Source organism: Pseudomonas sp. GM_Psu_1, from assembly GCF_026544185.1.
In the GTDB taxonomy this organism is placed as follows: Bacteria; Pseudomonadota; Gammaproteobacteria; order Pseudomonadales; family Pseudomonadaceae; genus Chryseomonas; species Chryseomonas oryzihabitans.
The window spans coordinates 1-26819 of the sequence record NZ_JALNUX010000002.1 but is presented as its reverse complement, the minus strand read 5'-3'; the positions used below and the strand labels follow the sequence as shown (position 1 = coordinate 26819).

Below are 26819 nucleotides of genomic sequence, written 5' to 3'. Positions count from 1 at the left end.
CCGGTTCCCTCACCCCGGCCCTCTCCCAGGGGGAGAGGGGGAGGCTAGGTGGGCTCGGGTCGTCAGAGATCCAGCACCAGCCGCTCGCCCTTGGCGCGGGAGCAGCAGGGGGTGAAGCGGTCGTTGGCGGCGTGCTCGGCCGCGGAGAGAAAGAGGTCGCGGTGCTCGGGTTCGCCCGCCAGCACCGGGGTCAGGCAGGTGCCGCAGAGGCCCTGACCACAGGACACCGGCAGGACGACCCCCATATCGGCCAGGACCTCGACCACGCTGCGCTCGGCCGGTACCTGCACGCGGCGCCCGCTGCGCGCCAGTTCCACCTCGAAGGGGCGCTGCTCGCCCTGGGCGGCGGGATCGGCGGCGAAATACTCCCGATGGATCTGGCCGGGTTGCCAGCCCTGGGCCTGGGCGGCGTCCACCACCGCGGCCATGAAGCCGGCCGGGCCGCAGACATAGAGGTGGTCGTCCGGCGCCGCCGGGCCGAGCAGGTGCTGGAAGTTGGGTCTCAGCGCCGGATCGTGCTGGTCGAAATGCACCCTGACCTGCTCGGCATAGGGTCGCGCCTTGAGCCAGGGGATAAAGGCCGCGTGTTCGCGGTCGCGCACCAGATAGCGCAGGGTGAAACGCGCGCCCTGCTGATAGAGCTGCTCGGCCATGGCCAGGAGGGGGGTGATGCCGATGCCTCCGGCCAGCAGCTGGGTGCGGCGCGCGCTCGGCACCAGGGCGAACAGATTGCGCGGCTCGCTGACCAGCAGGCGATCGCCCACCTGCAGGCGATGCATGGCCTGGGAGCCGCCGCGGGAGTCGGGGACGCGCAGCACGGCGATGCGATAGCGGGTCGGGGCGGGTTCGGGCGTTGCGCACAGCGAATAGTGGCGCAGCAGGCCGTCGCCCAGGGCGATCTCCAGATGGGCGCCGGCGGCGAAGCCGGGCAGGGGGCCGCCGTCGGCGCGGGCCAGGTCGAAGGCCAGGATGGTGGGCGCCTCGCGCTGCACGGCGGTGACGATCAGGTCGAGCATGGGAGGTCTCCTAGGCGATCTGCCGGACCGGGATGCCGGTGGCGGCCTGTTCGGCGGCCAGCAGGCGGTCGATGATCTGCCGCGACTGCACGCCGCCGGCGTCGATGTTGAGCTTGAGCAGGCCGCGCTCGGGATAGCGCAGGAGGTTCTGCTGCTGGCGTTCGAGCATCTCTAGGTCTTCGCCGAAGATCTTGCCCTGGCCCTCGCGGATGCTGGCGGTGAGCTCGGCATCGTCCGGCTTGAAGTTGCGCGCCATGCCCCAGAAGTACCAGATGGAGGTCTCGGTCTCAGGGGTGATGAAGTCCACCACCACGCTGGCGGCCTTGACCGCCGCCGGGGCGTCGTAGCCGCCATGGCCGGCATGGGCCACGCCTACCTCGATCATGACGTGGCTGGGCGGGGTGAAGCGGCAGATCTGCCAGCGATCCACCGGGACGTCATCGGCCAGGCCGTTGCCGCGCAGGGCCATGCGCCAGAAGGGCGGGGCGGAGATGTTTTCCATGTGCCGGCTGGTAATGACCTCGTCGCCTTCGACGCGAGTGGCCGGCGGCGCCTCGTCGATCTCCTTCTGGCCGATGCTGGAGGCGTGGACATAGGTCTCGTGGGTGAGATCCATGAGATTGTCGATCATCAGGCGGTAGTCGCACTGGATGTGATAGAGGCCGCCACCATAGGCCCAGTCCGGGCTCTCGGCCCATTCCAGGTGGGGGATCAGCGCGGGATCGGCCTTGGCCTGGTCGCCCGGCCAGACCCAGACGAAGCCGTGCCGCTCGACGGCGGCATAGGGGCGCACCGCGGGAAAGACGCCGACCCGCTGCCCGGGCATGCCCAGGGTCTTGCCGCCGCAGCCCATCTCCAGGCCGTGATAGCCGCAGACCAGGGTGCCGTCGCGGACGAAGCCCAGGGACAGCGGCGCGCCACGGTGGGGGCAGAAGTCTTCCAGGGCCACCACCTGGCCCTTGGCGTCACGATAGAAGACCAGGGGTTCGCCACAGATCTGGCGGCCCAGGGGCTTGTCCTGCACTTCGTCGGGGGTGCAGGCGACGTACCAGGCGTTCTTCGGGTACATGAACGAGACCTCTTGTTGTTGTGTATTGGATCCAATAATCGATTGAGGTCTTTAGGGGTGTCAATGCGGCTGCCAGGTCGTCGAGGGCGATTGCTGCTCGATAATCGCCCAGTAATTGGCCAGTGATCTGGGCCTTAAGGGAAGGGAATAGCCTTGATCGGCCAGCGCTTTCCGGGCAGGACAGAGGCTGGCGCCTGGATTCGATTGGAAAGCGGCATCTTGTGGATTGGATCCATATTTGCCAGCGTTAGCGGGCTGAGATTCCAACAACAAGAACCCAAGGATGCTCGCCATGTCAGTACGCCTCGCTGTCTTTCCGTCCAATCCCGGGCGCGTCCCGCGCGGTCGCCGTCACCTGTTCGTTGCGCGAGGTGGGCTATGACCGATCTGCGCGAGATCGTCGACCGGGGGCCCATGCGCGGCTTCCAGTACCTGGCCGTGCTGGTGTGCATCCTGCTCAACATGATCGATGGCTTCGATGTGCTGGTGATGGCCTTTACCGCGGCCTCGGTATCCCGCGAGTGGGGACTCTCCGGTGCTCAGGTAGGGCTGCTGCTCAGCGCCGGCCTGGTCGGCATGGCGGCCGGTTCGCTGCTGCTGGCGCCGCTGGCCGATCGCTGGGGACGCCGCCGGCTGATCCTGGTCTGCCTGCTGCTCTCGGGGAGCGGCATGCTGCTCTCGGCGCTGACGGGGTCGCCGCTGCAACTGGCACTGCTGCGCGGCCTCACCGGCTTGGGCGTGGGCGGAGTACTGGCCAGCAGCAACGTGATCGCCAGCGAATACTCGGCGCGCCGCTGGCGGGGTCTGGCGGTCAGCCTGCAGGGCATGGGCTATGCGCTGGGAGCGACCCTGGGTGGCTTGCTGGCGGTCTGGCTGCTGTCGCACTGGGGCTGGCGCGCGGTCTTCGGCGCGGGTGGCCTCATCACCCTGGGCGCCCTGCCACTGGTGCTCCTTGGTCTGCCGGAATCGCTGGATTTTCTGCTCACGCGGCGGCCGTTCGGGGCCCTGGTACAGGTCAATCGCCTGGCGCGGCGACTTGGCCAGCCTGAGCTCGCCGCGCTGCCACCGCAGGTGGCAAGCCCCAGCGCCGCCGGCACCGTTGGCCGGCTGCTGGCTCCGGCCTTGCGGCGGACCACCCTGCTGGTGTGGACGCTGTTCTTTCTGGCCATGTTCGGCTTCTACTTCATCATGAGCTGGACGCCCAAGCTGCTGACCACCCTGGGGCTTTCCGAGCAGCAGGGGGTGGCCGGTGGCGTGCTGCTGAGCGTGGGCGGCATCTTTGGCGCCGCCCTGGTGGGTCTGCTGTTCGCTCGCCTGCCGCTGTCCCGGGCGCTGGGCGGCTTCATGCTGACCACCGCGCTACTGCTGGTGGCCTTCGCCCATATGGACAGTTCCTACCTGGGCGCCCTGGCCATGGGGCTGCTGATCGGGCTCTTTGCCAATGGCTGCGTCGCCGGACTCTATGCGCTGCCGGCACTGGCCTATGCCGCCGAGGTGCGCGCCACCGGGGTGGGCTGGGGCATCGGGATTGGTCGCCTGGGCGCCATTCTCTCGCCGGTAGTAGCAGGACTGCTGCTCGATAACGGGTGGCCGCCGCTGCGGCTGTACCTGGTCTTTGCTGGCGTCTTCGTCGCGGCGGGGCTGCTGCTCCTGCTGACCCGCCCCGAAGGACGGCCGACGTCAGCAGGTTTGAGCGTGTCCGCGGGCAAGGCGCTGGGCTAGCCGCTTTTGGCAGGGTCATCATTTTGCCAAAAATAGTTAATTGACTTAACTAATTCCCTGGCGTAGCTTCAGTGCCATACCCACCCAACAACAAGAGGCACACGCCATGGGCAGTTACGACGGACGCTGGCAGACGGTCAAAGTGGACATCGAGGACGGTATCGCCTGGGTGACGCTCAATCGTCCGGAAAAACGCAATGCCATGAGCCCCACCCTCAACCGCGAGATGGTCGAGGTGCTGGAAACCCTGGAGCAGGACGCCACTGCCGGCGTGCTGGTGCTGACCGGTGCCGGCGAGGCCTGGACCGCGGGCATGGACCTCAAGGAATACTTCCGCGAGACCGATGCCGGCCCGGAGATCTTGCAGGAAAAGATTCGCCGCGAAGCCTCCCAGTGGCAGTGGAAGCTGTTGCGCATGTACGCCAAGCCGACCATCGCCATGGTCAACGGCTGGTGCTTCGGTGGCGGCTTCAGTCCGCTGGTGGCCTGCGACCTGGCCATCACCGCCGATGAGGCCACCTTCGGCCTGTCCGAGATCAACTGGGGCATCCCGCCGGGCAACCTAGTGAGCAAGGCCCTGGCCGATACCGTGGGCCATCGCACCGCCCTCTACTATGTGATGACCGGCAAGACCTTCAGTGGTCCCGAGGCCGCGGCCATGGGCCTGGTCAACCAGAGCGTGCCGCGCGACCAGTTGCGCGAGGTTACCACCGCCCTGGCCCGCGAGCTGCTGGACAAGAATCCGGTGGTGCTGCGCGCCGCCAAGGTCGGCTTCAAGCGCTGCCGCGAGCTGACCTGGGAGCAGAACGAGGACTACCTCTATGCCAAGCTCGACCAGTCGCGCCTGCAGGATCCGGAAGGCGGGCGGGAGCAGGGGATGAAGCAATTCCTCGACGACAAGAGCATCAAGCCCGGTCTGCAGACCTACAAGCGCTAGATCGCCACCGCCCCACATACAACAACAAGAGGTAGCGTCATGGTCGAGGTATCCCTGCTCATCGGCGGCGCCAGCCGCCCGGCCGGCGACGGTCGCAGCTATCAGCGTTGCCATCCGGTGACTGGCGCGGTGGTCTCCACGGTGGCCGCCGCCACCCTGGACGATGCCGACGCCGCGGTGGCCGCGGCCCAGGCCGCCTTTCCCGCCTGGGCGGCGTTGCCGCCAGGCGAGCGCCGCCGCCGTTTGCTGGCGGCAGCCGATGGCCTGGCGGCGCGCAGTGGCGAATTCGTCGCCCTGGCCGGGGAGACCGGAGCCATGGCCAACTGGTACGGCTTCAACGTCCACCTGGCCGCCAACATGCTGCGCGAGGCGGCGGCCATGACCACCCAGATCCAGGGCGAAGTCATCCCTTCCGACGTTCCCGGCAGCTTCGCCATGGCCTTGCGCCAGCCCTGTGGCGTGGTGCTGGGTATCGCGCCCTGGAACGCGCCGGTGATCCTGGGGACCCGCGCCCTGGCCATGCCCCTGGCCTGCGGCAATACCGTGGTGCTCAAAGCGTCGGAGCAGAGTCCGAGCGTGCACCGGCTGATCGGCCAGGTGCTGCAGGACGCCGGGCTGGGCGACGGCGTGGTCAACGTTGTCACCAACGCCCCGGAGGATGCCCCGGCCATCGTCGAACGGCTGATCGCCAACCCGGCGGTGCGGCGGGTCAACTTCACCGGCTCCACCCGGGTCGGTCGCATCGTTGGCGAGCTGTCGGCGCGCCATCTCAAGCCCGCCGTGCTGGAACTGGGCGGCAAGGCGCCGCTGCTGGTGCTGGAAGACGCCGACCTGGATGCGGCGGTCGCCGCGGCAGCCTTTGGCGCCTACTTCAACCAGGGGCAGATCTGCATGTCCACCGAGCGCCTGCTGGTCGACAGCCGTATCGCCGACGCCTTCGTCGAGCGCCTGGCGGCCAAGGTGCGCACCCTCAAGGCGGGTGATCCCAGTGCAGCCGACTCGGTGCTGGGCTCGCTGATCGACGCCAGCGCCGGCACCCGCATCAAGGCCATGATCGACGACGCCGTGGGCAAGGGCGCCCGGCTGGTCTGTGGTGGCCAGCTCGACGGCAGCATCCTCCAGCCGACCCTGCTGGATGGCGTCACCGCCGAGATGCAGCTCTATGCCGAGGAATCCTTCGGACCGGTCGCGGTGGTGATCCGTGCCGAGGGCGACGAAGCCCTGCTGCGCCTGGCCAACGACTCCGAATTCGGTCTCTCGTCCGCCATCTTCAGCCGCGACACCGCTCGCGCCCTGGCGCTGGCCCAGCGGGTGGAGAGCGGCATCTGCCATATCAATGGCCCCACGGTGCACGACGAGGCGCAGATGCCCTTCGGCGGCGTCAAGTCCAGCGGCTACGGCAGCTTCGGTTCGCGCGCCTCCATCGACCACTTCACCCAGTTGCGCTGGGTGACGCTGCAGACGGGGCCACGTCACTACCCGATCTAGCGTCCGCAGTCCCTAGCTCCTGTTGCAACAACAATAAGAGGCGCCTCCGGGCGCCAGCCCAGAGGAGAATTCAAGGTGAGTCACGTCACGCAAACCCGCGCGCCCGCCGATCAGCCGCTGCGCTATCGCCCGGTGACCCTGGGCCACCCCGGGGTCACGGTGGAAGAGCGCGGGGGACTGCTCTACATGGCCTCCCAGGAAGCCCTGACCCCACCGCCGCCGCGGCTGCTGGATCGCCTGCTGCACTGGGCCGAAGTGGCACCGGACCGCACCTTCTTCGCCGCACGGGAGGCCGGCGGCGCCTGGCGCGAATTTTCCTATGGCGAGATGCTGCAGCGGGTGCGCCAGCTGGCCGCCGCGCTGCTGGAGTTCGGCCTCTGCGCCGAGCGTCCGCTGGCGATTCTCTCCGGCAACGACCCCGAGCACCTGCAACTGGCCATGGCGGCGCTCTATGCCGGCATTCCCTTCTGCCCGGTGTCACCCGGCTATGCGCTGCTGTCCCAGGACCACGCCAAGCTGCGCCATGTCTGCGGTCTGCTGCAGCCGGGGCTGGTGTTCGTCAGCGACGGCCCGGCCTTCCAGAAGGCGCTGGATACCGTACTGCCCGCCGACGTACCGGTGATCGCGACCCGCGGCCAGGTGCAGGGTCGCAGCACCCTGGCCTTCGCGGCGCTGCTCGCCCGCGGCGAACTGGCCGCCGCCGAGCGCGCCTTCGCCGCCACCGGGCCGGACAGCATCGCCAAGTTTCTCTTCACCTCAGGTTCCACCAAGCTGCCCAAGGCGGTGACCACCACCCAGCGCATGCTCTGCGCCAACCAGCAGATGCTGTTGCAGACCTTTCCGGTGTTCGGCGAAGAGCCGCCGGTGCTGGTGGACTGGCTGCCCTGGAACCACACCTTCGGCGGCAGCCACAACCTGGGGATCGTGCTCTACAACGGTGGCACCTTCTACCTGGACGAGGGCAAGCCGACGCCCCAGGGCTTTGGCGAGACCCTGCGCAACCTGCGCGAGGTGTCGCCCACCGCCTACCTCACGGTGCCGCGCGGCTGGGAAGAGCTGGCCAATGCCCTGGAGCGCGACGCCAGGTTGCGCGAGCGCTTCTTCGCCCGCATGCGACTGTTCTTCTTTGCCGCGGCGGGGCTGTCGCAAAGCGTCTGGGATCGCCTGGATCGCATCGCCGAGGCCCACTGCGGCGAACGCATCCGCATGATGGCCGGCCTGGGCATGACCGAGGCCTCGCCCAGTTGCACCTTCACCACCGGACCGCTGTCGGTGGCCGGCTATGTCGGGGTGCCGGCACCGGGCTGCGAACTCAAGCTGGTACCGGTGGACGGCAAGCTGGAAGGGCGCTTCCGCGGTCCGCACATCATGCCCGGCTACTGGCGCGATGCCGCCCAGACCACCGCCTGCTTCGACGAGGAAGGCTTCTACTGCTCCGGCGATGCGCTCAAGCTGGTCGACCCGGCCAATCCGCAACTGGGCCTGATGTTCGACGGCCGCATCGCCGAGGACTTCAAGCTGTCGTCCGGGGTGTTCGTCAGCGTCGGTCCCCTGCGCAATCGCGCGGTGCTGGAGGGGACGCCGCTGGTACAGGATGTGGTGGTGGCGGCGCCGGATCGCGAGTGCCTGGGGCTGCTGGTCTTTCCACGCCTGGCGGACTGCCGGCAACTGGCCGGGCTGGACGATACGGTCGATGCCGCCACGGTACTGGCCAGCGCCCCCGTGCAGGACTGGTTCGCCGCCTGGCTGGGGCGCCTCAATCGCGAGGCCTCGGGCAACGCCAGCCGCCTGGAATGGATCGCCCTGCAGGAAGAGCCACCATCCGCCGACCGCGGCGAGATCACCGACAAGGGCTCGCTCAACCAGCGCAGCGTCCTGGCCCATCGCGCCGAGCGGCTGGACGCCTGCTACCGGGGAACGGCGCCGCTGTTGATCAGGGCGTAATTCGGCGGCTGGGGTTGCCCTCACCCCAGCCCTCTCCCAGAGGGAGAGGGGGCGTTCAGTGCCACTGCGTGACTTCCGTAGGTTGCGATTGAGCGTAGCGAAGCCCCACAAGGGGGTGAGTGGCTGACGACATCCCTCATCCTAGCCCTCTCCCAGAGGGAGAGGGGGCGTTCAGTGCCACTGCGCGACTTTCGTAGGTTGCGGTTGAGCGTAGCGAAGCCCTACAAGGGGGGCTGACGACATCCCTCATCCCAGCCCTCTTCCGTGGGAGAGGGGCGTTACGCGAGGGCGGCGGAGACTGGCGCCAGGGGCCGCCGGCCCTTAAGCCCGATCACTCATCCTTGCGTGGCTTGCGCTTCGCCTGATCCGTGCCGTACAGGGGCTTGCCGCCCAGGCTGCGGGTGAGTTCATCCGCGGCTTCGCGCAGGACCTCGTACAGGGTCTGGGCGCGTTCCAGGCTGAGGCGATTGGCCGGCCCCGAGATCACCAGAGCACCCAGCAGCTCTTCCTGGGCGTCATAGATGGGCAGGGCGACGGAAGAGGCGTGCGGATCGGTGGCACCGCAGGAGTAGAAAGGGGTAATCCCCGCCTTGGCCACCGCGTAGGGCGTCTGCAGGGCCTGGGCACCGGCCGCCTGGTCCATGGGACGCATGTCGCCGGGTTGGAGGTGCAGACGCAGGCGATGCGGGGAATTCACCCGGTACTGACAGAGTCGGTAGGCGCCGTGTCGTACATAGAAGGAGGCGGTTTCGCCACTCTCTTCGGTGAGCTGATGCAGCCGCGGCATGATATGGCGGCCGACATCGTGGGAGTCCTGATAGACGGCATTGAGGCGCACGACCTCGCTGGCCAGGATGTAGTTGCCATCGGCGAGCCGGGTCACCAGGCCGTATTTTTCCAGGGACACCACCAGGCGCATGATGGTGCTCTTGATCAGACCGGTGCGATTGGCCAGTTCGGCGAGACTCAGGGCGGCATCGCCGATGCGAAAGGCGGTGAGAACGGTCAAGACGCGATCAGCAGAGGCAACGCCGGAAACGCCTGGGCGAGGACGGTTGGTGTTCAAGCGAGTGTTCCTAAAGGGCAGCTATCGCCCCATTATCCGCGAGCGCCCGGTGTGCGCCTAGTGAGTCACTCACACCGGTCAGCTGTCCAGGCGCTGCTATCCACCTTTATTGATAGCTAGACATTTCAATGGCAATGGCCCACCCGCCCCGAGGTGAGCGTCCACCAATGCCCCGATCATGCCGTCAGGGCATTGCTTTGCTTGCGCCGCCGCTCAGATCGCCGCGCTGCGTTCCTGGATCTCCTGGCGCAGGAGCCGGTCGTTCTCGGAGTAGTCCAGGCTCTCTCCCCCGGGAATGCCGAAGAGGTATTCCACCCTCGTTTCCAGGCAACGAATGACCAGGCCGGCGGCCCTCATCATGGGTCCTGTATTCCTTTTTGAAGTGGGAAGGGCGTTCCGGGCTGGCGAGTGAAGCTGTGGGAATTCATGAGCGATCCTTTAAAAAAGAAATGTCATTTCAAAGTATATTTTTTGGCGGCTTCAGGAGTCTGGCTCACGCTGACCTTTAGGCCGTAAAAGGCTTGATAGGACTTTTTTGGTTACGAATTTTCGGCAGCGTAGCCAATGCCCTGTCTCGTTTACGAAATGGCATTCCATTATCTTGCTTCAACGGGTGCCGGCCGAGAGATCTTCCTTGCGGCCGGAAACGCTATCCCGTGATCAGCCAACGCCGGCAGCGTCGCCCTGGACGCCGCTGCCGCGCGTGACGCCTGGCCACGTCCATTCCAACAAAAACAATAGAGAGCTATCCATGACCAAGACCGCGAGTGCTGTGCTTGCCTCTTTCCTGGCGCTGTCCCTCAGCTCCTTCAGTGCGCAGGCCGCCTGGCCGGAAGACCGGCCGATCGAATTCCTGGTCGCCTATGCCCCCGGTGGCAGCACCGATGTCATGGCGCGTGCGATGCAGCCCTATCTGGAGAAGCGCCTGGGCGCGAAGATCGTCATCGTCAACCGCCCCGGCGCGGCGGGCGAGATCGCCTACACCATGCTGAGCAAGGCGAAACCCGATGGCTACACCTTCGCCTTCATCAATACCCCCGGCTTCCTCAGTACCCGGGTCCAGCGCAAGGTCGGCTACGACCCGGCGAAGATTCGCCCGGTGGCACGCATCGTCGACGACCCCACCGTGCTGGCGGTCCCCAAGGATTCCTCCTACAAGACCCTGGCCGATTTCACCGCGGCCGCCAAGGCCGCACCCGGCAAGTTCTCGGTCGGCACCTCCGGCGTCGGGACGGATGACCACCTAATGATGGTGGAGCTGCAGCAGCTGACCGACATCAAGCTCACCCACGTGCCCTTCAGCGGCGCTTCCGAATCCCGCACCGCCCTGATGGGCGGCCATATCAGCGCGGCCGGGCAGAACATCAGCGAGATGAACGCGGACGACGACTTCCGCGTGCTGGCGCAATTCTCCGCCGAGCGCATGCCGCAGCAGCCCAATCTACCCACTGCCAGGGAGCAGGGCGTCGACCTGGTCATGACCTCCGAACGGGGCATCGCCGCCCCGTCCGGGGTGCCCGAGGCCATCGAGCAGCGGATGGCGCAGGCGGTGAAAGAGGTCATCGAGGATCCGGCCTTCGTCAAGCAGGCCGGGGACCTGTCGCTGCCGCTGGCCTATCTGTCCGGCGAGGACTGGGCCGCCCAGATGCCGGCGCAGCTCGCGGGTTACCAGAAGCTGTGGAGCGTCTCGCCATGGGTGCAGTGACACGCGCGGCGCGCGGTAGCCGCCCCGACTTGCTCGCCAGTGCCATCTTCATCGGCCTGGGGGCGCTGGTGCTCTGGTCGTCGAAGGATCTGCCGTTCGGCAGCGCGGCCATGATGGGGCCGGGCTATCTACCGGTATTGGTCGGCTCGCTGGTGATCATCCTCGGCGTCGTCATCGGTCTGCTGGGTCTGTGGCAGCACGCGGAGTCCATCGGCGCCGTACAGCTCAGGCCTTTGTTGATCCTGTTGGCTTCCGTGGGCGGCTTCGCCCTGGCGGCCGAGTATGCCGGCTTCATCGTCGCGGCGGCCGGGCTGGTGATCTTCGGCAGCATGGCCGACCGCGAGTGGCGGCTGCGCGAGGTGCTGATCTCCAGCGTGGTGCTGACCCTGTTCGGCGTGCTGGTCTTCATCTATGGACTGGATGTCCAAATGCGTGTGGGGCCCTTCTGATGGAGATCTTCGACGCGCTCTACCTGGGCTTCTCCGAAGCCATGAGCCCGACCAACCTGGCGTTCTGCCTGATCGGCGCCCTGCTCGGAACCCTGATCGGCGTGCTGCCAGGCATCGGGCCCACGGCCACCGTGGCGATCCTGCTGCCGATCACCTACTTCCTGCCACCGCTGGCCGCCCTGATCATGCTCGCCGGCATCTTCTACGGTGCGCAATACGGCGGCTCGACCACGGCGATCCTGGTCAATCTGCCGGGCGAGGCCTCGGCGGTGGTCACGGCGCTGGACGGCCATGCCATGGCCAAGCGGGGGCGGGCGGGAGCAGCGCTTGCCACCGCCGCCCTGGCGTCCTTCTTCGCCGGGACCGTCGCCACCGTGGCCCTGGCGGTGGCCGGCCCTGTGCTGTCGCGCTTCGCCCTGTCCTTCGGGCCGGCGGAATACGTGGCGCTCACCGTCTTCGGTCTGCTGGCGGCGACCATCCTGGCCAGCGGATCGGTGATCAAGGCGGTCGGCATGGTCTGCCTGGGACTGCTGCTCGGCATGGTGGGCATGGATGTCAGCAGCGGCACCACGCGCCTGACCTTCGGTTCCACCGATCTCTACGACGGCATCGACTTCGTGGTGATCGCCGTGGGCCTGTTCGGCATCGCCGAGATCGCCGTCAACCTCGAATCCCGCGAGGCCCGCGGCACCCTGGCCGGCAAGATCACCCGGCTGTGGCCCACCCGCGAGGACTTCCGCAGGGCCTGGCCGGCTACCCTGAGGGGCACGGCGTTGGGTACCTTCCTCGGCGTCCTGCCCGGCGGCGGTGCGACCCTGAGCGCCTTCAGTGCCTATTCGCTGGAAAAGAAGGTCTCCAAGACGCCGGAGCAATTCGGCACCGGGATGGTGGAAGGCGTCGCCGCGCCGGAGTCGGCCAACAACGCCGGCGCCCAGTCGTCCTTCATTCCGCTGCTGACCCTGGGCATTCCGTCCAATTCGATCATGGCCATGATGCTCGGCGCCATGATGATCCACGGCATCACCCCGGGGCCCTCGGTGATCACCAACCAGCCGGCGCTGTTCTGGGGTCTGATCGCCAGCATGTGGATCGGCAACCTGATGCTGCTGGTCATCAACCTGCCGCTCATCGGCGTCTGGGTGCGGCTGCTGCAGGTGCCGTATCGGCTGCTGTTCCCGGCCATCCTGCTGTTCTGCTGCGTCGGGGTCTACAGCGTCAACAACCGCGGCTTCGATGTCGCCCTGGTGATCATCTTCGGGCTGCTGGGCTATCTGTTCCGCAAGGCCAAGTGCGAGCCGGGTCCGCTGCTGCTGGGTTTCGTCCTCGGCCCCTTGCTGGAGACCAACCTGAGACGCGCCCTGCTGATTTCCCAGGGGGATCCGTCCGTGCTCGTCCAGCGGCCGATCAGCGCCACCCTGTTCGCCGCCTCGGCCATCCTGCTGGTGATGATGGTGTTGCCGGCGTTTCGCCGGAAGCGGGAAGAGGCCTTCCAGGAGGAAGAGGCCTGAGGGGGGAGGGGGCGACGGGCTGAGCTCGCCGCCCCCTCGGCGTGCTAGCGACAGGCGACGTCGAAGGCCTGGGCGATGGTGTCGAGCAGGGCGCTTTCGGAGTCCTGCTTGCGGCGCGCCATGGCGAGTTGGCGAGTGGGCGCGGCGGTGCCGAGGGAGACCTCCCTTATCTCATAGGGCCCCAGGTGTTCCGGGCGCAGTCGCGGCAGCACCGAGACGCCCAGACCCAGGCCGACCATGGCGACGATGGCGTCGGCGCTGGGGACATCGAGCAGGGCCTCGCACTGGGGCACCAGGCCATCGACGAAGCGCGCCGCCAGGCGACCGACCACCAGCTTGCGATCCAGCCTGATCCAGGGATAGCGCCGCAGATACGCTTCGGGCTCCAGGGGCGCGAGCTGCGCTGGCACCACCAGTACCAGCGGCTCACGGAGCAGGTCATGCCAATGCAGCCGGGCCGAGCCGCCGCCTGGTGGTCTGATTAGGATGGCGGCATCCAGGCGATCCGCTTTCAGGGCGGCGATCAATTCGGGCGTATTGTGCCGCTCCAGTTGCAGGGTGATGCCGGGAGCGCGTTGCTGCAGTTCGGCGACCGCCTTGGGGAGCAGGGTGGTCAGGACCGAACCCGTCACCCCGAGACGGACGCGACCGGTCAGCGGCTGGGCGCGCTGATTGCGCAACTTCTCGAGATCGGCCAACGGCCGGGCCATGGTGTCGATCAATTGTCGGGCGAACCCCGTGGCTTGCACCGCCCGACCCGAGCGATCAAACAGTGACTGGCCGAAGTAGGCCTCGAGCTGCTTGATCTGCAGGCTGACAGCGCTGGGGGTCAGGTTCACCGCCTCCGCGGCGGCGGCGAAGGAGCCGCGCTCCACTGCCGCCTGCAAGGTCAGGAAGGCTTCGATCTTCATGAGTTTTTCTCGTCTTTGGATCGACGAAGAATAACTTTTCTTGGCGGGTCGGGCGCCTAAGATGGCCAAAACGACCAGGCCAGCGGCATGAACCAGACGAGCAGACTGCAAGACTATCCCTTGGCGTCCCACACCCTGCCCAAGGGCAGCGGCGGCTACCGGATACCCCGACGCCTGCAGGCGATTCTGTCCCTCGATGACTTCGAGGTGGCCGCTCGCCGCCACCTGCCCACGCCGCTGTTCGCCTACGTCAGCGGTGGCGCGGAAGAGGAAAAGTCGCTGCACGGGAACCGCTCGGGATTCGATCGCTATGCCTGGGTCCCGCGCGTCTTCACCGATACCTCGGCGCGCAGCCTCGAAACGACGCTCCTGGGGCAGCGCTACAGCGCGCCCTTCGGCATCGCGCCCATGGGCATCAGTGCCCTCACCGCCTTCGAGGGTGACCTCATCCAGACCCGGGCGGCCAGGGAGGCCAATATCCCGGCGATCATGAGCGGCTCCTCCCTGCTGCCGATGGAGGCGGTGGTGCAGGAAAATCCGGACGCCTGGTTCCAGGCCTATATGCCGGGCGAAGACGCCAAGATCCTCGCTCTCCTCGAGCGGGTGCAGCGCGCCGGTTTCAAGACGCTGGTGGTCACCGCCGACGTACCGGTGTCGGCCAATCGGGAGAATCTGATTCGCGCACGCTTTTCCACGCCGTTGAAGCCGGATCTGCACCTGGCCTGGGAGGGCATCACCCACCCGCGCTGGCTGCTGGGTACCGCCTTGCGCACCCTGCTCCGGCGGGGCATGCCGCACTTCGAGAATTCCGGCGTCGGCCGTGGCGCGCCCATCGTGTCGGCCAATGTGATGCGCGATTTCGGCGCCCGCGATCATTTGAGCTGGCGGCATCTGGCGCTGATCCGCCGCCACTGGCCGGGCACCCTGGTGGTCAAGGGCATCCTCGATCCGGCGGATGCCGTGCGCGCCCGGGAGGTCGGCGTGGAGGGCATCATCGTTTCCAACCACGGCGGACGCCAGCTGGATGGCAGTGTCGCGCCCCTCGCCATCCTGCCGCAGGTGGTCAAGGCGGTCGGTTCGGATTATCCGGTGATGATCGACAGCGGCTTCCGCCGCGGCGGTGACATCCTCATGGCGCTCGCGCTGGGGGCGACCTTCGTCTTCGTCGGTCGACCGATGAACTATGCCGGTGCCGTGGGCGGCCAGCCGGGCATCAAGCATGCGATCGGCATCCTGGCCACCGAACTGTCGCGCAACATAGCGCTGCTGGGGATCCAGAGTCCCGGCGAGGTCCGTCGCGACAGCCTCAGGATCGTGCGGTAACCACGGCCGATCTGCTATTTGATGATAGGCGGTAGGTATCCTTGGCCGTGCCGCTGAACAGCGCTGCCCGGTCATCCTTGTCCCAGCCCTGGGTCAGGCGCTTGAAGGCGTTCCAGAGCACCCCGTAGGAAAACATGCCCTTGTCCACGGGAAAGTTGCTTTCGAACAGGCAGCGCTCGGCGCCAAAGGCTTCCACGCAGGTCAGCACATAGGGCCGCCACAGGTCCGCCAGCTCCGCTGAGCTGGGCGGCGTGGCTCTCTCGTCGAAGGCGAAGCCGCCGACCTTCATGCCCAGGCCACCCAGCTTCAGGCGCAGGTTGCTGCACCTGGCCAGTTCCCGGATGGCCAGGGACCAGGTCTGGAACACCTCCTGGCGTTGGTGCGCATAGGGTCCGGCGCCAAGCGGGCCGCCGAAATGATCGAGGACGATCAACTGGTCGGGGAATCTGCGGGCGAGGGCCAGGACCTCGTCGAGCTGGGTGTGGTACGCCCAGATGTCGAGCGAGAGGTCATGCCGGGCAAGACAGGCCACGCCTTCGTGGAAGCGCTCGTCCGTGAGCACCTTGGCCGGCGGTGGTCGCGGATTGGATACCAGGCGCGGATCGCCATGCCAGGCAGTGGCGTTGCGGATGCCGCGCAGGCGTCCGCCGCTGCGCGCCTGCATTTCTTCCAGAACCGGGACGATCCCCTCGCCCTGGCGGAGGTCGGCGCCGGCGACGATGGCGGCGCAGAGCCGGCTCTCGCCATAGAGACCGCTGGCGCTCTGGGCCGCTATTCCGGCCGCGAATTCCACTTCCCCCACGGCATCGAAGGGCGCGGCCCGGTCCGCGCCGTACATCGACCGGCACTGCACATAGACCGAGGCCAGGATGCGATGGCCGCTACCGGTGTCCGCCAGGTACTCGGGCAGCAGGTAGCGCTGGCCGGGTCGGTCCCAGAGGTGGTGATGGGCGTCGATGATGGGCAGCTCGGGCTCCAGGATCGGTTCCTGGACCTGGGCCAGCCAGGCCTCGCGTACCGGGGCGTGGGGGGAAGCCGGAGCCTCAGCCATGGTGACGGCTCCAGGAGCTTCCTTTGGACGCTGAGCGAAGGCTCAATTCTGCATGCCCCAGCGACGCACCGTGAGCACCTCGATGCTGCGGAACACCAGGCCTTCCACCACCAGGCCGATGATGATGACCATCAGCAGGCCGGCGAAGACGTTGGAGGTCTCCAGGGCGTTGCGGTGCTGGAAGACGTACCAGCCCAGGCCGCCCGAGTTGCCGGAGACGCCGAACACCAGCTCGGCGGCGATCAGGGTACGCCAGGCGAAGGCCCAGCCGATCTTCAGGCCGGCGAGGATCGAAGGCACCGCCGCCGGGATCAGCACCTTGGCTACCAGGCGGATGCCGCGCAGCCCATAGTTGCGCCCGGCCATGCGTTGGGTCTGGCTGACCGAGAGGAAGCCCGAGTAGGTGTTGAGCGCCACCGCCCAGAGCACCGAGTGGACGATGACCAGCATCAGACTCTGGACGCCGAGGCCGAACCAGAGCATGGCCAGCGGCAGGATGGCGATGGCCGGCAGCGGATTGAACATGGCGGTGAGGGTGGCGAGGATATCGGTGCCCACCCGGGTGGATACGGCCAGGGTGGTCAGCAGCATCGCCAGGGCGATGGCCAGGCCATAGCTCACCATCAGTACCTTGAGCGAGCTGAGCACGGCGAGGGGTAGGGCGCCATTGACCAGATCGGTCCACAGCGCGACGACGGTGTCGCTGAAGGTCGGGAACATCAGCGGGTTGTCCAGATAGCGGGTATAGACCTCCCAGATCAGCGCCAGGGCGATCAGCACCAGGGTGCGGCGCACGCCGGCCTGGGCGAACAGGCGCTCGGCCAGGCCCAGGCGCCGGGCGATGTCGCCGACCTGGCCGGGGGCGACGGGGGTGTATTCGAGGTCCGGGCGCGGTTGCAGGATGACGGCGGGCTTAGTCATGGGCGGTCTCGCTGGCGTTGGGGCCGAACAGCATCTGGCTGATGCGATTGTGGAAGGCGGTGAAGCCGGCGGCGCCCTGCTGACGGAAGCCGTACTGGCTGGCATCGAGCTCGGCACGGACCTGGCCGGGATGAGGGCTGAGCACCAGGATGCGCGAGCCGAGCAGGATGGCCTCCTCGATGGAGTGGGTGACGAACATCAGGGTGAAGGGCGACTGCTCCCAGAGCCCGAGCAGTTCCTCCTGCATGCGCCGCCGGGTGAGGGCGTCGAGGGCGGCGAAGGGTTCGTCCATCAGCAGGATGGCCGGCTCCATGGCCAGGGCGCGGGCGATGGCCACGCGTTGCTTCATGCCACCGGAGAGCTGGTGCGGATAGGCATCGACGAATTTCTCCAGGCCCACCTTGACCGCGGCGGCCCGGGCGCGGTCGCGCAATTCGCCGGCGGGGAAGCGCCGGGTTTCCTGGAGCGGGAAGAGGATATTGCCGAGTACGGTCTTCCAAGGCATCAACTGGTCGAATTCCTGGAACACCATCATGCGATCCGGACCGGGTTCGCGGACGTCCTGGCCCTGGAGGCGGATGTGGCCCGCCGCCGGTTCGAGAAAGCCCGCGACGCTCTTGAGCAGGCTGGATTTGCCGCAGCCCGAGGGGCCGAGCAGGATGAAGCGGTCGTATTCGCGGACCGCGAAGGACACCTGGTGCGTCGCGGTGATCAGCTGTTCGCGGGTCTTGTATTGCAGGGTCACATTTTCGACCTGCAGCAGGCAGGCAGGGCTATCCGGTACGGCGGTGGGTGCGGAGGTCGGTACGGCGTTCATGTCAGTTGCCCTCGCCGGTGGCCACGGGATCGAAGAAGACCTGCTGCCAGCGTTGCGGTGCCTCCTTGAGAGCACCGCTGCCGACCATGAAGGTGGCCAGAGTCATGACGCCGATAGGCTGCACCGACCATTCGCCACTGACGCCACGCAGCATCTCTTCCACCTGATCGAGACTCAGGCTGGAGGGCTCCGACTGCAGGAAGAGTTCGGCAGCCTTGCGCGGCTCGGCCTTGATGAAGTCCTGGGCCTGGCCGATGGCGGCGACCACGGCGGCGCTGAGTTTCGGGTTGCGCTTGACGAACTTGCCGGTGGTGGTCAGCACCCCGCTGGTCATGCGCAGGTCGAGTTCCTTGGAAAAGTCGAAGAGCTTGGTGACCTTGGCGTCCTTGGCCAGCAGATAGCTGTAGGGGTTGGGGCCGATGTAGCCGGTGATCCCGGCCTTGTTGAGCAGGCTGGCGGTGGCGTCGGGATGGGGCAGGGCCACCATGAGGTTGTCCAGCCGGTGTGCCTGGCCCGGGCCGAAGGTGCGCTCGGCGGCCATCTGCAGCAGCAGAGCCTGCTGGCCGGTGGGAGAGCTCACGGCGATCTTCTGGTCGGCCTTGAAGTCCTTGAGTGATTTGATCGAAGGGTCGTTGACGAACAGGGCGTTGTCGCCGGCGACAAGGGCGCAGAGCGCGCGGATATCGAGTGACTTCTGTGTCTTCTGCCAGGCCACCAGGGTACCGGGCAGGCCGTAGCCGCCGATGTCGATGTTGCCGCTGATCAGGGCGTCGTTGATGGCCGGCGAACCGCTGATGCGCTTGATCTCGAACTGGGTGTCGGGCTGGCCGGCGGCCTTGGCCTGCTCGCGAAAGAAGCCCAGCTTGTCCGCCAGGGTCACGGGCAGATAGGCGTAGCCGTACTGGATGGCCAGGGTGACCTGGCTCTGTTCGGTCTGGGCCTGAGCGGGGAGGACGGTAGCCAAGGTGAGGCTGGCGGCCAGACCCAGGACGCGGGCGAGCTGACGCAGGGCGGGACGGGACGAGCGGCCGGACGGGTGCAGCATGGCGTTCTCCTTGTTATTTTTGAAATGCCATTTCTTTTAAGGAGTATTTAGAAAAGCCTTGCCTGTCAAGCAGCCTTGAGGATGCAGCCTTCGTTAGCTGAAAACTTTTGCTTGCAATTGGCCTTGAGTGTTTTATTTTTGCAACGGCATTTCGTTAAAAATAAAATTGCATAGCCCTTTTTGCCGAGGGGCTTCAGCCTCTCTCAGGTGCCTGGTCATGAGCTTTTTCGCTGCGCCGCCGACTATCCAAACCGCTGTCTTCACCCGCCTGCCCGATCGCTATCGCCAGCCGAAGCGCACGGCCTGGGCGGATGCCAACCGCCAGGGCAGGGCGATCGATTCCTTCCTCGAAGGCCCTTCTTTCGATCGACAGGGCAATCTCTATGTCACCGACATCCCCAATGGACGCATCTTCCGCATCGATCCCCAAGGGGAGTGGGAACTGGTCTGCGAGTACGACGGCTGGCCCAATGGCCTGAAGATCCATCGTGACGGGCGCATCTTCATCGCCGACTACAAGCGCGGCATCCTGCTGCTCGATCCGCTGCGCGGCGAGGTGGAGACGCTACTGGGCAGCGCCGGCTCGGAAGGCTTCAAGGGGGTCAACGACCTGGTGTTCTCGCCGGCCGGGGATCTCTACTTCACCGACCAGGGCCAGACCGGCCTGCAGGATGCCAGCGGCCGGATCTATCGCCTGAGCGCCGACGGCCAGCTCAGCTGTCTGTTGAACACGGTGCCCAGCCCCAATGGCATCGTCTTCGATCCGCGGCTCAACCACCTGCTGATCGCGGTGACCCGTGCGCAGCAGATCTGGCGTATTCCTCTGGGCAACGGCTCGCTGATCGGCAAGGTCGGGGTCTTCGCCCAGCTCCACGGTGGCCTCGGTGGTCCGGACGGCCTGGCGCTGGATGAGGAGAGCAACCTATATATCGCCCATACCGGTTTCGGCTCGGTCTGGCAGCTGTCGCAGGTGGCCGAGCCCCTCGCGCGGTTGAAATCCTGCGCGGGCATCAGCAACACCAACCTGGCCTTCGGCGGCCCCGAGGGGAGCAGTCTGTTCATCACCGAATCCGAGACCGGCAGCATCCTGCGGGTGGAGACCAGCGTACGGGGACTACCCCTGTTCTCTCATCTGTAAACAGCGCTCCGGCGCCCTTGTCAGCTCCACAATAATTACAACAGAGGTTATCCATGAGTCAGACCCCGCTGGGCGGCCAGCCGCCCTTGACCGATGCCGAAGGCGAACAGGTATTGCATCGCGCCCTGTGGCGCATCCTGCCGTTCATCTTCGCCTGCTATGTGATCAGCTACCTGGATCGCACCAACGTCGGCTTCGCGGCCATCAGCATGAACAAGGACCTGGGCCTGACGGCAACCATGTTCGGCTGGGCAGCGGGTCTGTTCTTCTTCGGTTATTTCATCTTCGAGATTCCCAGCAACCTGCTCATGCAGCGCTTTGGCGCGCGGATCTGGATTGCCCGGATCATGATCAGCTGGGGCCTCATCTCCATGGCCACGGCCTTCGCCACCGGTCCGGTCAGCTTCAGCATCCTGCGCTTCCTGCTCGGGGTGGCCGAGGCCGGCTTCACCCCGGGGGTCTACCTCTACTTCACCTACTGGTTCCCGGGGAAGTGGCGCGCCAAGGCGACCGCCGCCTTCCTGTTGGGCATCCCCACCGCCAACATCATCGGCTCGCCGCTGTCGGGCTTCCTGCTGGACATCCATGACTTCATGGGGTTGAAGAACTGGCAATTCCTGCTGGTGGTGGAAGCCTTGCCAGCGGTGCTGCTGGGTATCCTCTGTCTTTTCGTGCTGGTGGATTCGCCGGCCAAGGCGCGCTGGCTGTCGACTCGCGAGCGCACCTGGCTGACCGAACGACTGGCCCGCGAGCAGCGCGAGATAGGCGCGGCCCATGGCTCCACCCTGCGCGCTGCCCTCACCAATCCCAAGGTCTTCGTGCTGGCCGCCATCAACTTTTGCGGCATCGTCGGCTCCGTGGGGATCGGGATCTGGATGCCGCAGATCATCAAGAGCCTGGGCATGCAGAACACCACCGTGGGACTGGTGGCGACCATCCCCTATATCCTCGGCGCCGTCGCCATGACCCTTTGGGCGCGGCAGGCCAACCTGAGTGCGCACCGACTGCCCTATGTGGCCGGCGCGCTGGGGCTGGCCGCCTGCGGTCTGGTGGGCGCTGCGCTCTCGGCCGATCCGCTGTTGCGCATGAGTTGTCTGAGCGTGACGGTGGCCAGCATCCTGTCCTTCCAGGCGACCTTCTGGGCCATTCCCTCCAGCTTCCTGACCGGTAGGGCGGCAGCGGGCGGATTGGCGCTGATCGTCTCCATCGGCAACCTCGGCGGCTTCGTCGGGCCCTTCGCCATCGGCCTGGTCAAGGATGCGACCCAGAGTTACTCCGGACCCTTCTACGTGGTGGCCTCGGTACTGGCGCTGGGTGTCGTCATGATGCTCTGGCTGGGCGACCCGAGTCGCCGGGCGCCGGTGAAGCCAGTTGGTGGGACCGGGTTGGAGCCTGCGGGTCGCACCTGATTCAGGGGCGAGCCAGGAAGGGGGCGGCGATGAGCCGCCTTCTGCTTTTGTGGCTGGCTGCTCTTGGGCGAGAGGCCAGCGCTCCGGATAGGACCGGGCAGGAGATGCTGGCGGGATGCCGGCAGCTGGCGTCCTCGAACGTTGACGCCTCTCGATGGCGCGTCTCTTCGCAGCAGGGGGCTGGCCGCCTTGCCCTATGCTCCTGACACGTCGCGAGGCTGGTTGGCTTGAGTCGTCGTGGTGCGACCCTCCTGTCCCGGTTACTGCGCGACCTGTCGTGCCCGTCCAGAAGGGACAGGTTGAGTTCGACGAGCGCCAATGGACCCGATGCACAATAAAAAAGGCAGCACCAGGCTGCCTTTCTTCATTCGGGATACGGACTAGGGGAGGGCGCAACCCTTCTTCTTGAGCGATTCCAGCACCCAGCTACGGTCGTTGGTGCCTTCGGCGATCTGCCGCATCTGCTTTTCTTCCGCCGCGTGCTTGGCGGTGGCGCGGTCATAGACCTCGGCGACCTGGTCGTAGGGCACGCAGAGCAGGCCGTCGTCGTCGCCGATGATCAGGTCGCCCGGCTCGATGACCATGCCGTCGATGGCGATGGGCACGTTGATCTCGCCCGGGCCGTCCTTGTAGGGGCCGCGGTGGGAGATGCCGGCGGCGAACAGGGGGAAGTCACCCGCGCCGATGTTGGCGGCATCGCGGATGGCGCCATTGATGACGATGCCGGCCACGCCGCGCTTGACCGCATAGGCCACCATCATCTCGCCGATCAGGGCATTGGTCAGGTCGCCACCGGCATCCACCACGATGACGTCGCCCGGCTCGGCGATGTCCAGGGCGTAGTGCAGCATGAGGTTGTCACCCGGGCGCGCCTTCACGGTCAGTGCCGGGCCGGCCAGCACGCCCTGGCGGTGCATGGGACGCAGGCGCGAGCCGCCGGCGGTCATGCGGTTCATCGAGTCGCTGACATTGGCGACCGGAACCTCACGATAACGCGCGACCCATTCGGCTGCGACCTTGCGTTGGGCATTGAGAACTCTGAATCCGATGGTCATGGGCATTTCTCTTGTGGGCTTTGTTGGATGCCGCTGGAGCGGGTGTCGAATTTCAGAATGGCATTTCTTTTTTAAACATTCAACGGTCGGATGGGTGGCGTTAAATTCCAGGTTACGTTCAGTATTGCAACGCTATTCTATTATGCTAAGGTCAAGGCCTGCTCATCTGGCTGTCCGCTCGACGGACGACGTCATAACAACAAGGGATAACCCACATGACCCGCACCCTGCTTCTCACCGGCCCCGAACTCGCGCCCGACGCCATGGCCCTGGCTGCCGCCCACGGCATCCGCGTGGTACCCACCCAGCCCTACATGCCCCATGACGAGCTGGTCGCGCTGATCCGCCAGGAGCAGCCCGACGCCATCATCGTCCGCCAGGGCAAGCTGACCCGCGAGATGATCGAGGCCTCGGCCAAGCTCGAGATCATCGCCAAGCACGGCGTCGGCTACGACACCATCGATCTGCAGGCGGCGGCCGACCGAAACATTCCGGTCACCATCGCCCTGGGCGCCAATGCCCAGTCGGTGGCCGAGCACGCCTTCGCCCTGATGTTCAGCGTGGCCCGGCAGACCCCCTGGCTGAACGCGCGGATGCATGCCGGGCACTGGGACAAGGCCCAGGCCAATGGCACCGAGTTGTTTGGCAAGACCCTCGGCCTGGTGGGCCTGGGTTCCATCGGCAGCGTGCTGATGGACCTGGTGGCACCGCTGCGGATGCAGGTGCGGGTCTACGATCCCTACCTTCAGAGCCTGCCGGTGCGTGACCACGTGCGCCGGGAGGAGAGCTTCGATAACCTGTTGGCCGAGTGCGACATCATCAGCCTGCATTGCCCGCTGACGGAGGCCAACCGCCACCTGTTCGGTGCCGCCCAATTCGCCCGGATGCGTCCCGGCAGCCTGCTGATCAATACCGCCCGCGGCGAGTTGATCGACACCCAGGCGCTGGTCGCGGCGTTGCGCGACGGCCAGATCGGCGGTGCCGGCCTGGATACCTTCCACCCCGAGCCGCCGCCGGCCGACAGCGCCCTCTGGGGCCTGACCAACCTGGTCGCCACGCCGCACGTGGGCGCCAACACCACCGAGGCCCGCGACCGGGTCGGGCTGGTGGCGGTGCAGCAGGTACTCGATCGCTGGAACGGCAAGGCGGTGGAAACCCGTGCCGTGGTCAATCGTCACCTGATCGCGGCCTGATCCTCGCGTCAGGGCGGGCGGTCTCCTTCCCGGAGCCGCTCGCTACGTCTATCTCCACAACAATAAGACGGAGAGCCTGCATGACCTCTTCCACGTCCGAAATCAGTGAACTGGAACGCGCGACGATGCGCCGCGTCGCCTGGCGCCTCCTGCCGTTCCTGATCGTCTGCTACCTCATCGCCATCATCGACCGTGGCAACATCGGCATGGCCTCGCTGCAGATGAACCAGGATCTCGGCCTGACGCCGGCGATCTTCGGTTTCGCCAGCAGCCTGTTCTTCTTTTCCTATTTCCTGGTGGAGGTGCCGAGCAACCTGGCGCTGCAGCGCTTCGGTGCGCGCATCTGGATCGCCCGGATCATGATCACCTGGGGCCTGATCTCGGCCGGCACCGCCTTCGTCCAGGGCGCCAACTCGCTCTATGTGATGCGCTTTCTGCTGGGCGCCGCGGAAGCCGGCTTTTTCCCTGGCGTGCTGCTGTACCTCACCTACTGGCTGCCCTCCAACTATAGAGCGCGCATGGTCGCCATCTTCATGGTGGCGATCCCGGGCGCCAATTTCCTGGGTTCACCGCTCTCCGGCCTGCTGCTGAGCCTGGACGGCTGGATGGGCATGCGTGGCTGGCACTGGCTGTTCATCCTGGAAGGCATTCCGGCGGTGCTGCTGGGTATCGCCTGCCTGTTCGTGCTGACCGACCGTCCGGAGCAGGCCAAATGGCTGAGCGACGAGCAGCGCAACTGGCTGACGCTCAAGCTGGCCGAGGAGCGCAATCGCAAGACCAGCATCGGCCATATCTCGCTGTGGCAGCTGCTCAAGCACAAGGATATCTGGGTAATGGCGCTGATCTATTCCGGCGCCTCGGCGGCCGGTAGCACCATGAGCGTCTGGGCGCCGCAATTGCTCAAGTCCTTTGGCCTGTCCAACCTGGAGGTTGGCCTCACCAATGCCATTCCCTATGGCCTGGCCTCGGTGGCGATGGTCCTCTGGGGGCGCAGTTCGGATCGCACCGGCGAGCGTCGCTGGCACACCTCGCTCACCATGCTGTTGATCGCCGTGGGCCTGCTGGCGGGCATGTTCACCTCGTCCCTGGCCGCCACGGTGATCCTGCTGAGTCTGGTGCTGATCGGGGCCTATTCGATGAAGGGGCCGTTCTGGGCACTGGCCTCGGGCTGGCTGTCGTCCTCCACCGCAGCGGCGGGTCTGGCCGCCATCGGCGCCCTGGCCAACCTCATAGGCGGCGGGGTGATGGTCAACGTCTATGGCGCCATCCATGGCGCCACCCACAGCCATGCCCTGGCGGTACTGCCGCTGGCCACCCTGTGCGCCATCAGTGGCCTGCTGGTGCTGGTCATGGGCCGCAAGGCCGCGCGCGCCAAGGCAGATGCCCAGGCCGTAGCGACCAACGCCGGTTAAAGCTGATCGCTGCCGGCCCGTCCGGGCCGGCAGCCTTTCAAGGAATCCATCATGACCTTCAATCGTCGGCGCTTCCTGAAAGCGAGCGCCCAGGCCAGTGCCGCCCTGTGCCTTTTCGATGCCCTCGGCGTCCAGGCCGCCACTCCGTTCTCCAGTATCCAAACGGCACCGAGACTCAAGGCGCCGGCCGGCAGTATCGACTGTCACATGCACCTCTATGACGACCGCTACCCGGCGGCGCCGGGCGCCAAGCTGCTCCCGCCCAATGCCTCCCTGGACGACTATCACCAGCTGCAGGCGCTGCTGGGATTGCGCCGGATGGTCATCGTCACGCCGTCCACCTACGGCACCGACAATCGCTGCATGCTCGACGGCCTGGCGCGCAGCCAGGGCCAGGCCCGCGGTGTAGCTGTCCTCGACCAGAGCATCACCGATGCCGAGTTGCAGGCGCTGCACAAGGCCGGGGTGCGCGGGATCCGTTTCAACCTCAGCTATGGGGGCGCCGACCGGGCCGATCTGGAGCCCCTGGCGGCGCGGGTCGATGAGCTGGGCTGGAATGTCCAGGTGGTCGCCACGGGCAATCAGCTGACAGAGCTGGAGAGTCGGCTGCAACGGCTGCCGGCGCGGTTGGTGATCGACCACATGGGCCATGTGCCTCAACCGGAGGGGGTGAATTCGGCGACCTTCGCCGTGGTGACCCGCCTGCTGGACGGCGAGCGTACCTGGGTGAAGCTGTCGGGCCCCTATATCAGGTCGCGCAGCGGTGCGCCGGACTACGCCGATGTGGGCGCGGTGGCCCGGGAGCTGGTGCGTCGCCATCCGGAGCGGCTGCTGTGGGGCAGCGACTGGCCGCATCCAACGGTGCCGACCGGCAACAAGCCGGACGACGGGCGCATCTTCGACCTCCTGGCTGACTGGGCGCCGGATGAGCAGGTACGCAACGCCATCCTGCGCGATAATCCGGTCAGTCTGTACGGTTTCTGACGCTCATCGTGATGTTGCCGGAGCTGATGTAACTGAACATCTGCTCGGATAGCCCCCTCTCCCCTCGGGAGAGGGTTGGGGTGAGGGCGCCCCCTTGCCACCAAGTCTCCAGTGGAAAAGGCTGCGCCGTTTTCCACGCTACGTGATGTATCCCCGTAGCGACAATATAGTTGCTCCTATAGGGGTAGTGCTCTTGTAGGAGCGGCAACGATAGGGGGCGCATACCTGAGTGATGGCGGGAGGCAGAGGACACCCGGATAGGCGTGGCGTACTACCCCAACTCCCCATTGAGCTTGCGTAGCAGCCGCAACAGCTCGGCCCGCTCGGCGTCGTCCAGCGGGGCGCTGGCGGCGCGGTCGCTGGCGGCGGCGCGTTCCTTGAGTTCGCCGACCAGGGCGCGGCCCTGCTCGGTGAGGTGCAGGGCATAGGCGCGGCGATCCTGGGTGCCGCGCACCCGCTCGGCCAGACCCTGGCGTTCCAGCTTGTTCAGCAGCAGGACCAGTTGCGGCGGCTCGATGGCCAGGCGCCGGGCCAGGTCGGCCTGCATCAGGCCGGGCTCCTGCTCGAGGATCACCAGGGCGGTGAACTGGGCGGGGCGCAGGTCATAGGCGGCCAGGCTGTCCACCAGGTGCTGGAACATCTTCATCTGGGCGCGG

General features: G+C 66.5%; 24 protein-coding genes. 13 read left to right on the top strand and 11 right to left on the bottom strand.

All coding sequences use genetic code 11. The annotated features are described in order from the left end of the window. Window positions 1-62: 62 nt before the first annotated feature. Entirely contained in the window at window positions 63-1016 is a 954-nt protein-coding gene (locus tag OXS31_RS02785; RefSeq protein ID WP_267397881.1) for a PDR/VanB family oxidoreductase, read from the bottom strand. Window positions 1017-1026: 10 nt separating this feature from the next. Next, window positions 1027-2085 carry an aromatic ring-hydroxylating dioxygenase subunit alpha gene (locus OXS31_RS02780; protein ID WP_267397879.1) on the bottom strand — a complete coding sequence of 353 codons (1059 nt, stop codon included), beginning with the start codon at window positions 2083-2085 and terminating at the stop codon, window positions 1027-1029. Window positions 2086-2463: 378 nt separating this feature from the next. Here OXS31_RS02780 and OXS31_RS02775 point away from each other — a divergent pair, with 378 nt between their 5' ends. The 4 genes from OXS31_RS02775 (at window position 2464) to OXS31_RS02760 (ending at window position 8176) form a co-directional block, all read left to right on the top strand. Next, on the top strand, window positions 2464-3807 hold the full coding sequence (locus OXS31_RS02775) for an MFS transporter (protein WP_267397878.1): 1344 nt from the start codon (window positions 2464-2466) through the stop codon (window positions 3805-3807). Window positions 3808-3913: 106 nt separating this feature from the next. After that, on the top strand, window positions 3914-4744 hold the full coding sequence (locus OXS31_RS02770) for a p-hydroxycinnamoyl CoA hydratase/lyase (protein WP_108581880.1): 831 nt from the start codon (window positions 3914-3916) through the stop codon (window positions 4742-4744). A 39-nt stretch (window positions 4745-4783) separates the two neighbouring features. After that, the gene (locus tag OXS31_RS02765; protein ID WP_267397877.1) at window positions 4784-6232 is read left to right on the top strand and encodes an aldehyde dehydrogenase; all 1449 of its coding nucleotides are present in this window, start codon (window positions 4784-4786) and stop codon (window positions 6230-6232) included. Between the two features lie 75 nt (window positions 6233-6307). Next, complete coding sequence (locus OXS31_RS02760) at window positions 6308-8176, top strand: feruloyl-CoA synthase (protein ID WP_267397876.1); 1869 nt, start codon at window positions 6308-6310, stop codon at window positions 8174-8176. Window positions 8177-8507: 331 nt separating this feature from the next. Here the strand turns inward: OXS31_RS02760 and OXS31_RS02755 are convergent, their stop codons facing one another. Continuing rightward, window positions 8508-9242 (bottom strand): helix-turn-helix domain-containing protein, encoded by a 735-nt coding sequence (locus OXS31_RS02755; RefSeq protein WP_044341414.1) that lies wholly within the window; start codon window positions 9240-9242, stop codon window positions 8508-8510. Between the two features lie 213 nt (window positions 9243-9455). Continuing rightward, window positions 9456-9602, bottom strand: a complete 147-nt coding sequence (locus OXS31_RS02750; RefSeq protein WP_181902038.1) for a hypothetical protein — start codon at window positions 9600-9602, stop codon at window positions 9456-9458. 391 nt (window positions 9603-9993) lie between these two features. Between OXS31_RS02750 and OXS31_RS02745 the strand changes: the two genes are divergently transcribed. From OXS31_RS02745 to OXS31_RS02735, 3 genes are read left to right on the top strand one after another with little or no spacing between them, the layout of a single operon-like run. Next, window positions 9994-10947, top strand: coding sequence for a tripartite tricarboxylate transporter substrate binding protein (locus OXS31_RS02745; RefSeq protein WP_051399074.1), 954 nt, complete (start codon window positions 9994-9996; stop codon window positions 10945-10947). Next, window positions 10935-11396, top strand: coding sequence for a tripartite tricarboxylate transporter TctB family protein (locus tag OXS31_RS02740; protein ID WP_027596833.1), 462 nt, complete (start codon window positions 10935-10937; stop codon window positions 11394-11396). The genes OXS31_RS02745 and OXS31_RS02740 overlap by 13 nt, the downstream gene beginning before the upstream one ends. Beyond that, window positions 11396-12904 carry a tripartite tricarboxylate transporter permease gene (locus OXS31_RS02735; protein ID WP_027596832.1) on the top strand — a complete coding sequence of 503 codons (1509 nt, stop codon included), beginning with the start codon at window positions 11396-11398 and terminating at the stop codon, window positions 12902-12904. Before OXS31_RS02740 ends, OXS31_RS02735 begins: the two co-directional genes overlap by 1 nt. A gap of 44 nt (window positions 12905-12948) precedes the next feature. Here OXS31_RS02735 and OXS31_RS02730 read toward each other — a convergent pair whose 3' ends face one another. Next, window positions 12949-13815: a LysR family transcriptional regulator gene (locus OXS31_RS02730; protein ID WP_027602765.1), complete on the bottom strand. Its 867-nt coding sequence runs from the start codon at window positions 13813-13815 to the stop codon at window positions 12949-12951. A gap of 120 nt (window positions 13816-13935) precedes the next feature. Between OXS31_RS02730 and OXS31_RS02725 the strand changes: the two genes are divergently transcribed. Then, window positions 13936-15138, top strand: a complete 1203-nt coding sequence (locus OXS31_RS02725) for an alpha-hydroxy acid oxidase (protein ID WP_267397874.1) — start codon at window positions 13936-13938, stop codon at window positions 15136-15138. Here OXS31_RS02725 and OXS31_RS02720 read toward each other — a convergent pair. Genes OXS31_RS02720 through OXS31_RS02705 form a run of 4 tightly spaced genes read right to left on the bottom strand, consistent with a single transcriptional unit; the run spans window position 15122 to window position 18972 of the window. Beyond that, window positions 15122-16189, bottom strand: a complete 1068-nt coding sequence (locus tag OXS31_RS02720; RefSeq protein ID WP_027602767.1) for an amidohydrolase family protein — start codon at window positions 16187-16189, stop codon at window positions 15122-15124. The genes OXS31_RS02725 and OXS31_RS02720 overlap by 17 nt on opposite strands. 42 nt (window positions 16190-16231) lie before the next feature. Then, the gene (locus tag OXS31_RS02715) at window positions 16232-17110 is read right to left on the bottom strand and encodes an ABC transporter permease (RefSeq protein ID WP_267397872.1); all 879 of its coding nucleotides are present in this window, start codon (window positions 17108-17110) and stop codon (window positions 16232-16234) included. Next, window positions 17103-17927 (bottom strand): ABC transporter ATP-binding protein, encoded by an 825-nt coding sequence (locus tag OXS31_RS02710; RefSeq protein ID WP_267397871.1) that lies wholly within the window; start codon window positions 17925-17927, stop codon window positions 17103-17105. The genes OXS31_RS02715 and OXS31_RS02710 overlap by 8 nt, the downstream gene beginning before the upstream one ends. A gap of 1 nt (window position 17928) precedes the next feature. Next, the gene (locus OXS31_RS02705; RefSeq protein WP_027596826.1) at window positions 17929-18972 is read right to left on the bottom strand and encodes an ABC transporter substrate-binding protein; all 1044 of its coding nucleotides are present in this window, start codon (window positions 18970-18972) and stop codon (window positions 17929-17931) included. 217 nt (window positions 18973-19189) lie between these two features. Here OXS31_RS02705 and OXS31_RS02700 point away from each other — a divergent pair, with 217 nt between their 5' ends. After that, window positions 19190-20110: an SMP-30/gluconolactonase/LRE family protein gene (locus OXS31_RS02700; RefSeq protein ID WP_074584701.1), complete on the top strand. Its 921-nt coding sequence runs from the start codon at window positions 19190-19192 to the stop codon at window positions 20108-20110. Between the two features lie 53 nt (window positions 20111-20163). Further along, window positions 20164-21519 carry an MFS transporter gene (locus OXS31_RS02695; protein ID WP_044341410.1) on the top strand — a complete coding sequence of 452 codons (1356 nt, stop codon included), beginning with the start codon at window positions 20164-20166 and terminating at the stop codon, window positions 21517-21519. A 380-nt stretch (window positions 21520-21899) separates the two neighbouring features. On the opposite strand, the gene OXS31_RS02690 is transcribed toward OXS31_RS02695, so the two are convergent. Beyond that, entirely contained in the window at window positions 21900-22574 is a 675-nt protein-coding gene (locus tag OXS31_RS02690; RefSeq protein ID WP_074584700.1) for an RraA family protein, read from the bottom strand. Between the two features lie 215 nt (window positions 22575-22789). Between OXS31_RS02690 and OXS31_RS02685 the strand changes: the two genes are divergently transcribed. The 3 genes from OXS31_RS02685 to OXS31_RS02675 all read left to right on the top strand — a co-directional run bounded on the left by OXS31_RS02685 (window position 22790) and on the right by OXS31_RS02675 (window position 26163). Continuing rightward, a complete protein-coding gene (locus tag OXS31_RS02685; protein ID WP_027596823.1) occupies window positions 22790-23767 on the top strand; it encodes a hydroxyacid dehydrogenase in 978 nt (325 codons plus the stop codon). Between the two features lie 80 nt (window positions 23768-23847). Continuing rightward, on the top strand, window positions 23848-25179 hold the full coding sequence (locus OXS31_RS02680; RefSeq protein WP_144960406.1) for an MFS transporter: 1332 nt from the start codon (window positions 23848-23850) through the stop codon (window positions 25177-25179). A gap of 51 nt (window positions 25180-25230) precedes the next feature. Further along, window positions 25231-26163, top strand: a complete 933-nt coding sequence (locus OXS31_RS02675; RefSeq protein ID WP_267397859.1) for an amidohydrolase family protein — start codon at window positions 25231-25233, stop codon at window positions 26161-26163. A gap of 271 nt (window positions 26164-26434) precedes the next feature. Here the strand turns inward: OXS31_RS02675 and OXS31_RS02670 are convergent. After that, window positions 26435-26819: MarR family transcriptional regulator (locus OXS31_RS02670; RefSeq protein ID WP_267397858.1), on the bottom strand; the 385-nt coding region annotated here is incomplete at its 5' end.

Coding starts and splice junctions, on each gene's coding strand:
- OXS31_RS02785 (WP_267397881.1), bottom strand. CDS start 1,016: ATGCTCGACCTGATCGTCACCGCCGTGCAGCGCGAGGCGCCCACCATC.
- OXS31_RS02780 (WP_267397879.1), bottom strand. CDS start 2,085: ATGTACCCGAAGAACGCCTGGTACGTCGCCTGCACCCCCGACGAAGTG.
- OXS31_RS02775 (WP_267397878.1), top strand. CDS start 2,464: ATGACCGATCTGCGCGAGATCGTCGACCGGGGGCCCATGCGCGGCTTC.
- OXS31_RS02770 (WP_108581880.1), top strand. CDS start 3,914: ATGGGCAGTTACGACGGACGCTGGCAGACGGTCAAAGTGGACATCGAG.
- OXS31_RS02765 (WP_267397877.1), top strand. CDS start 4,784: ATGGTCGAGGTATCCCTGCTCATCGGCGGCGCCAGCCGCCCGGCCGGC.
- OXS31_RS02750 (WP_181902038.1), bottom strand. CDS start 9,602: ATGATGAGGGCCGCCGGCCTGGTCATTCGTTGCCTGGAAACGAGGGTG.
- OXS31_RS02745 (WP_051399074.1), top strand. CDS start 9,994: ATGACCAAGACCGCGAGTGCTGTGCTTGCCTCTTTCCTGGCGCTGTCC.
- OXS31_RS02740 (WP_027596833.1), top strand. CDS start 10,935: ATGGGTGCAGTGACACGCGCGGCGCGCGGTAGCCGCCCCGACTTGCTC.
- OXS31_RS02735 (WP_027596832.1), top strand. CDS start 11,396: ATGGAGATCTTCGACGCGCTCTACCTGGGCTTCTCCGAAGCCATGAGC.
- OXS31_RS02730 (WP_027602765.1), bottom strand. CDS start 13,815: ATGAAGATCGAAGCCTTCCTGACCTTGCAGGCGGCAGTGGAGCGCGGC.
- OXS31_RS02720 (WP_027602767.1), bottom strand. CDS start 16,189: ATGGCTGAGGCTCCGGCTTCCCCCCACGCCCCGGTACGCGAGGCCTGG.
- OXS31_RS02715 (WP_267397872.1), bottom strand. CDS start 17,110: ATGACTAAGCCCGCCGTCATCCTGCAACCGCGCCCGGACCTCGAATAC.
- OXS31_RS02710 (WP_267397871.1), bottom strand. CDS start 17,927: ATGAACGCCGTACCGACCTCCGCACCCACCGCCGTACCGGATAGCCCT.
- OXS31_RS02705 (WP_027596826.1), bottom strand. CDS start 18,972: ATGCTGCACCCGTCCGGCCGCTCGTCCCGTCCCGCCCTGCGTCAGCTC.
- OXS31_RS02700 (WP_074584701.1), top strand. CDS start 19,190: ATGAGCTTTTTCGCTGCGCCGCCGACTATCCAAACCGCTGTCTTCACC.
- OXS31_RS02695 (WP_044341410.1), top strand. CDS start 20,164: ATGAGTCAGACCCCGCTGGGCGGCCAGCCGCCCTTGACCGATGCCGAA.
- OXS31_RS02690 (WP_074584700.1), bottom strand. CDS start 22,574: ATGACCATCGGATTCAGAGTTCTCAATGCCCAACGCAAGGTCGCAGCC.
- OXS31_RS02685 (WP_027596823.1), top strand. CDS start 22,790: ATGACCCGCACCCTGCTTCTCACCGGCCCCGAACTCGCGCCCGACGCC.
- OXS31_RS02680 (WP_144960406.1), top strand. CDS start 23,848: ATGACCTCTTCCACGTCCGAAATCAGTGAACTGGAACGCGCGACGATG.
- OXS31_RS02675 (WP_267397859.1), top strand. CDS start 25,231: ATGACCTTCAATCGTCGGCGCTTCCTGAAAGCGAGCGCCCAGGCCAGT.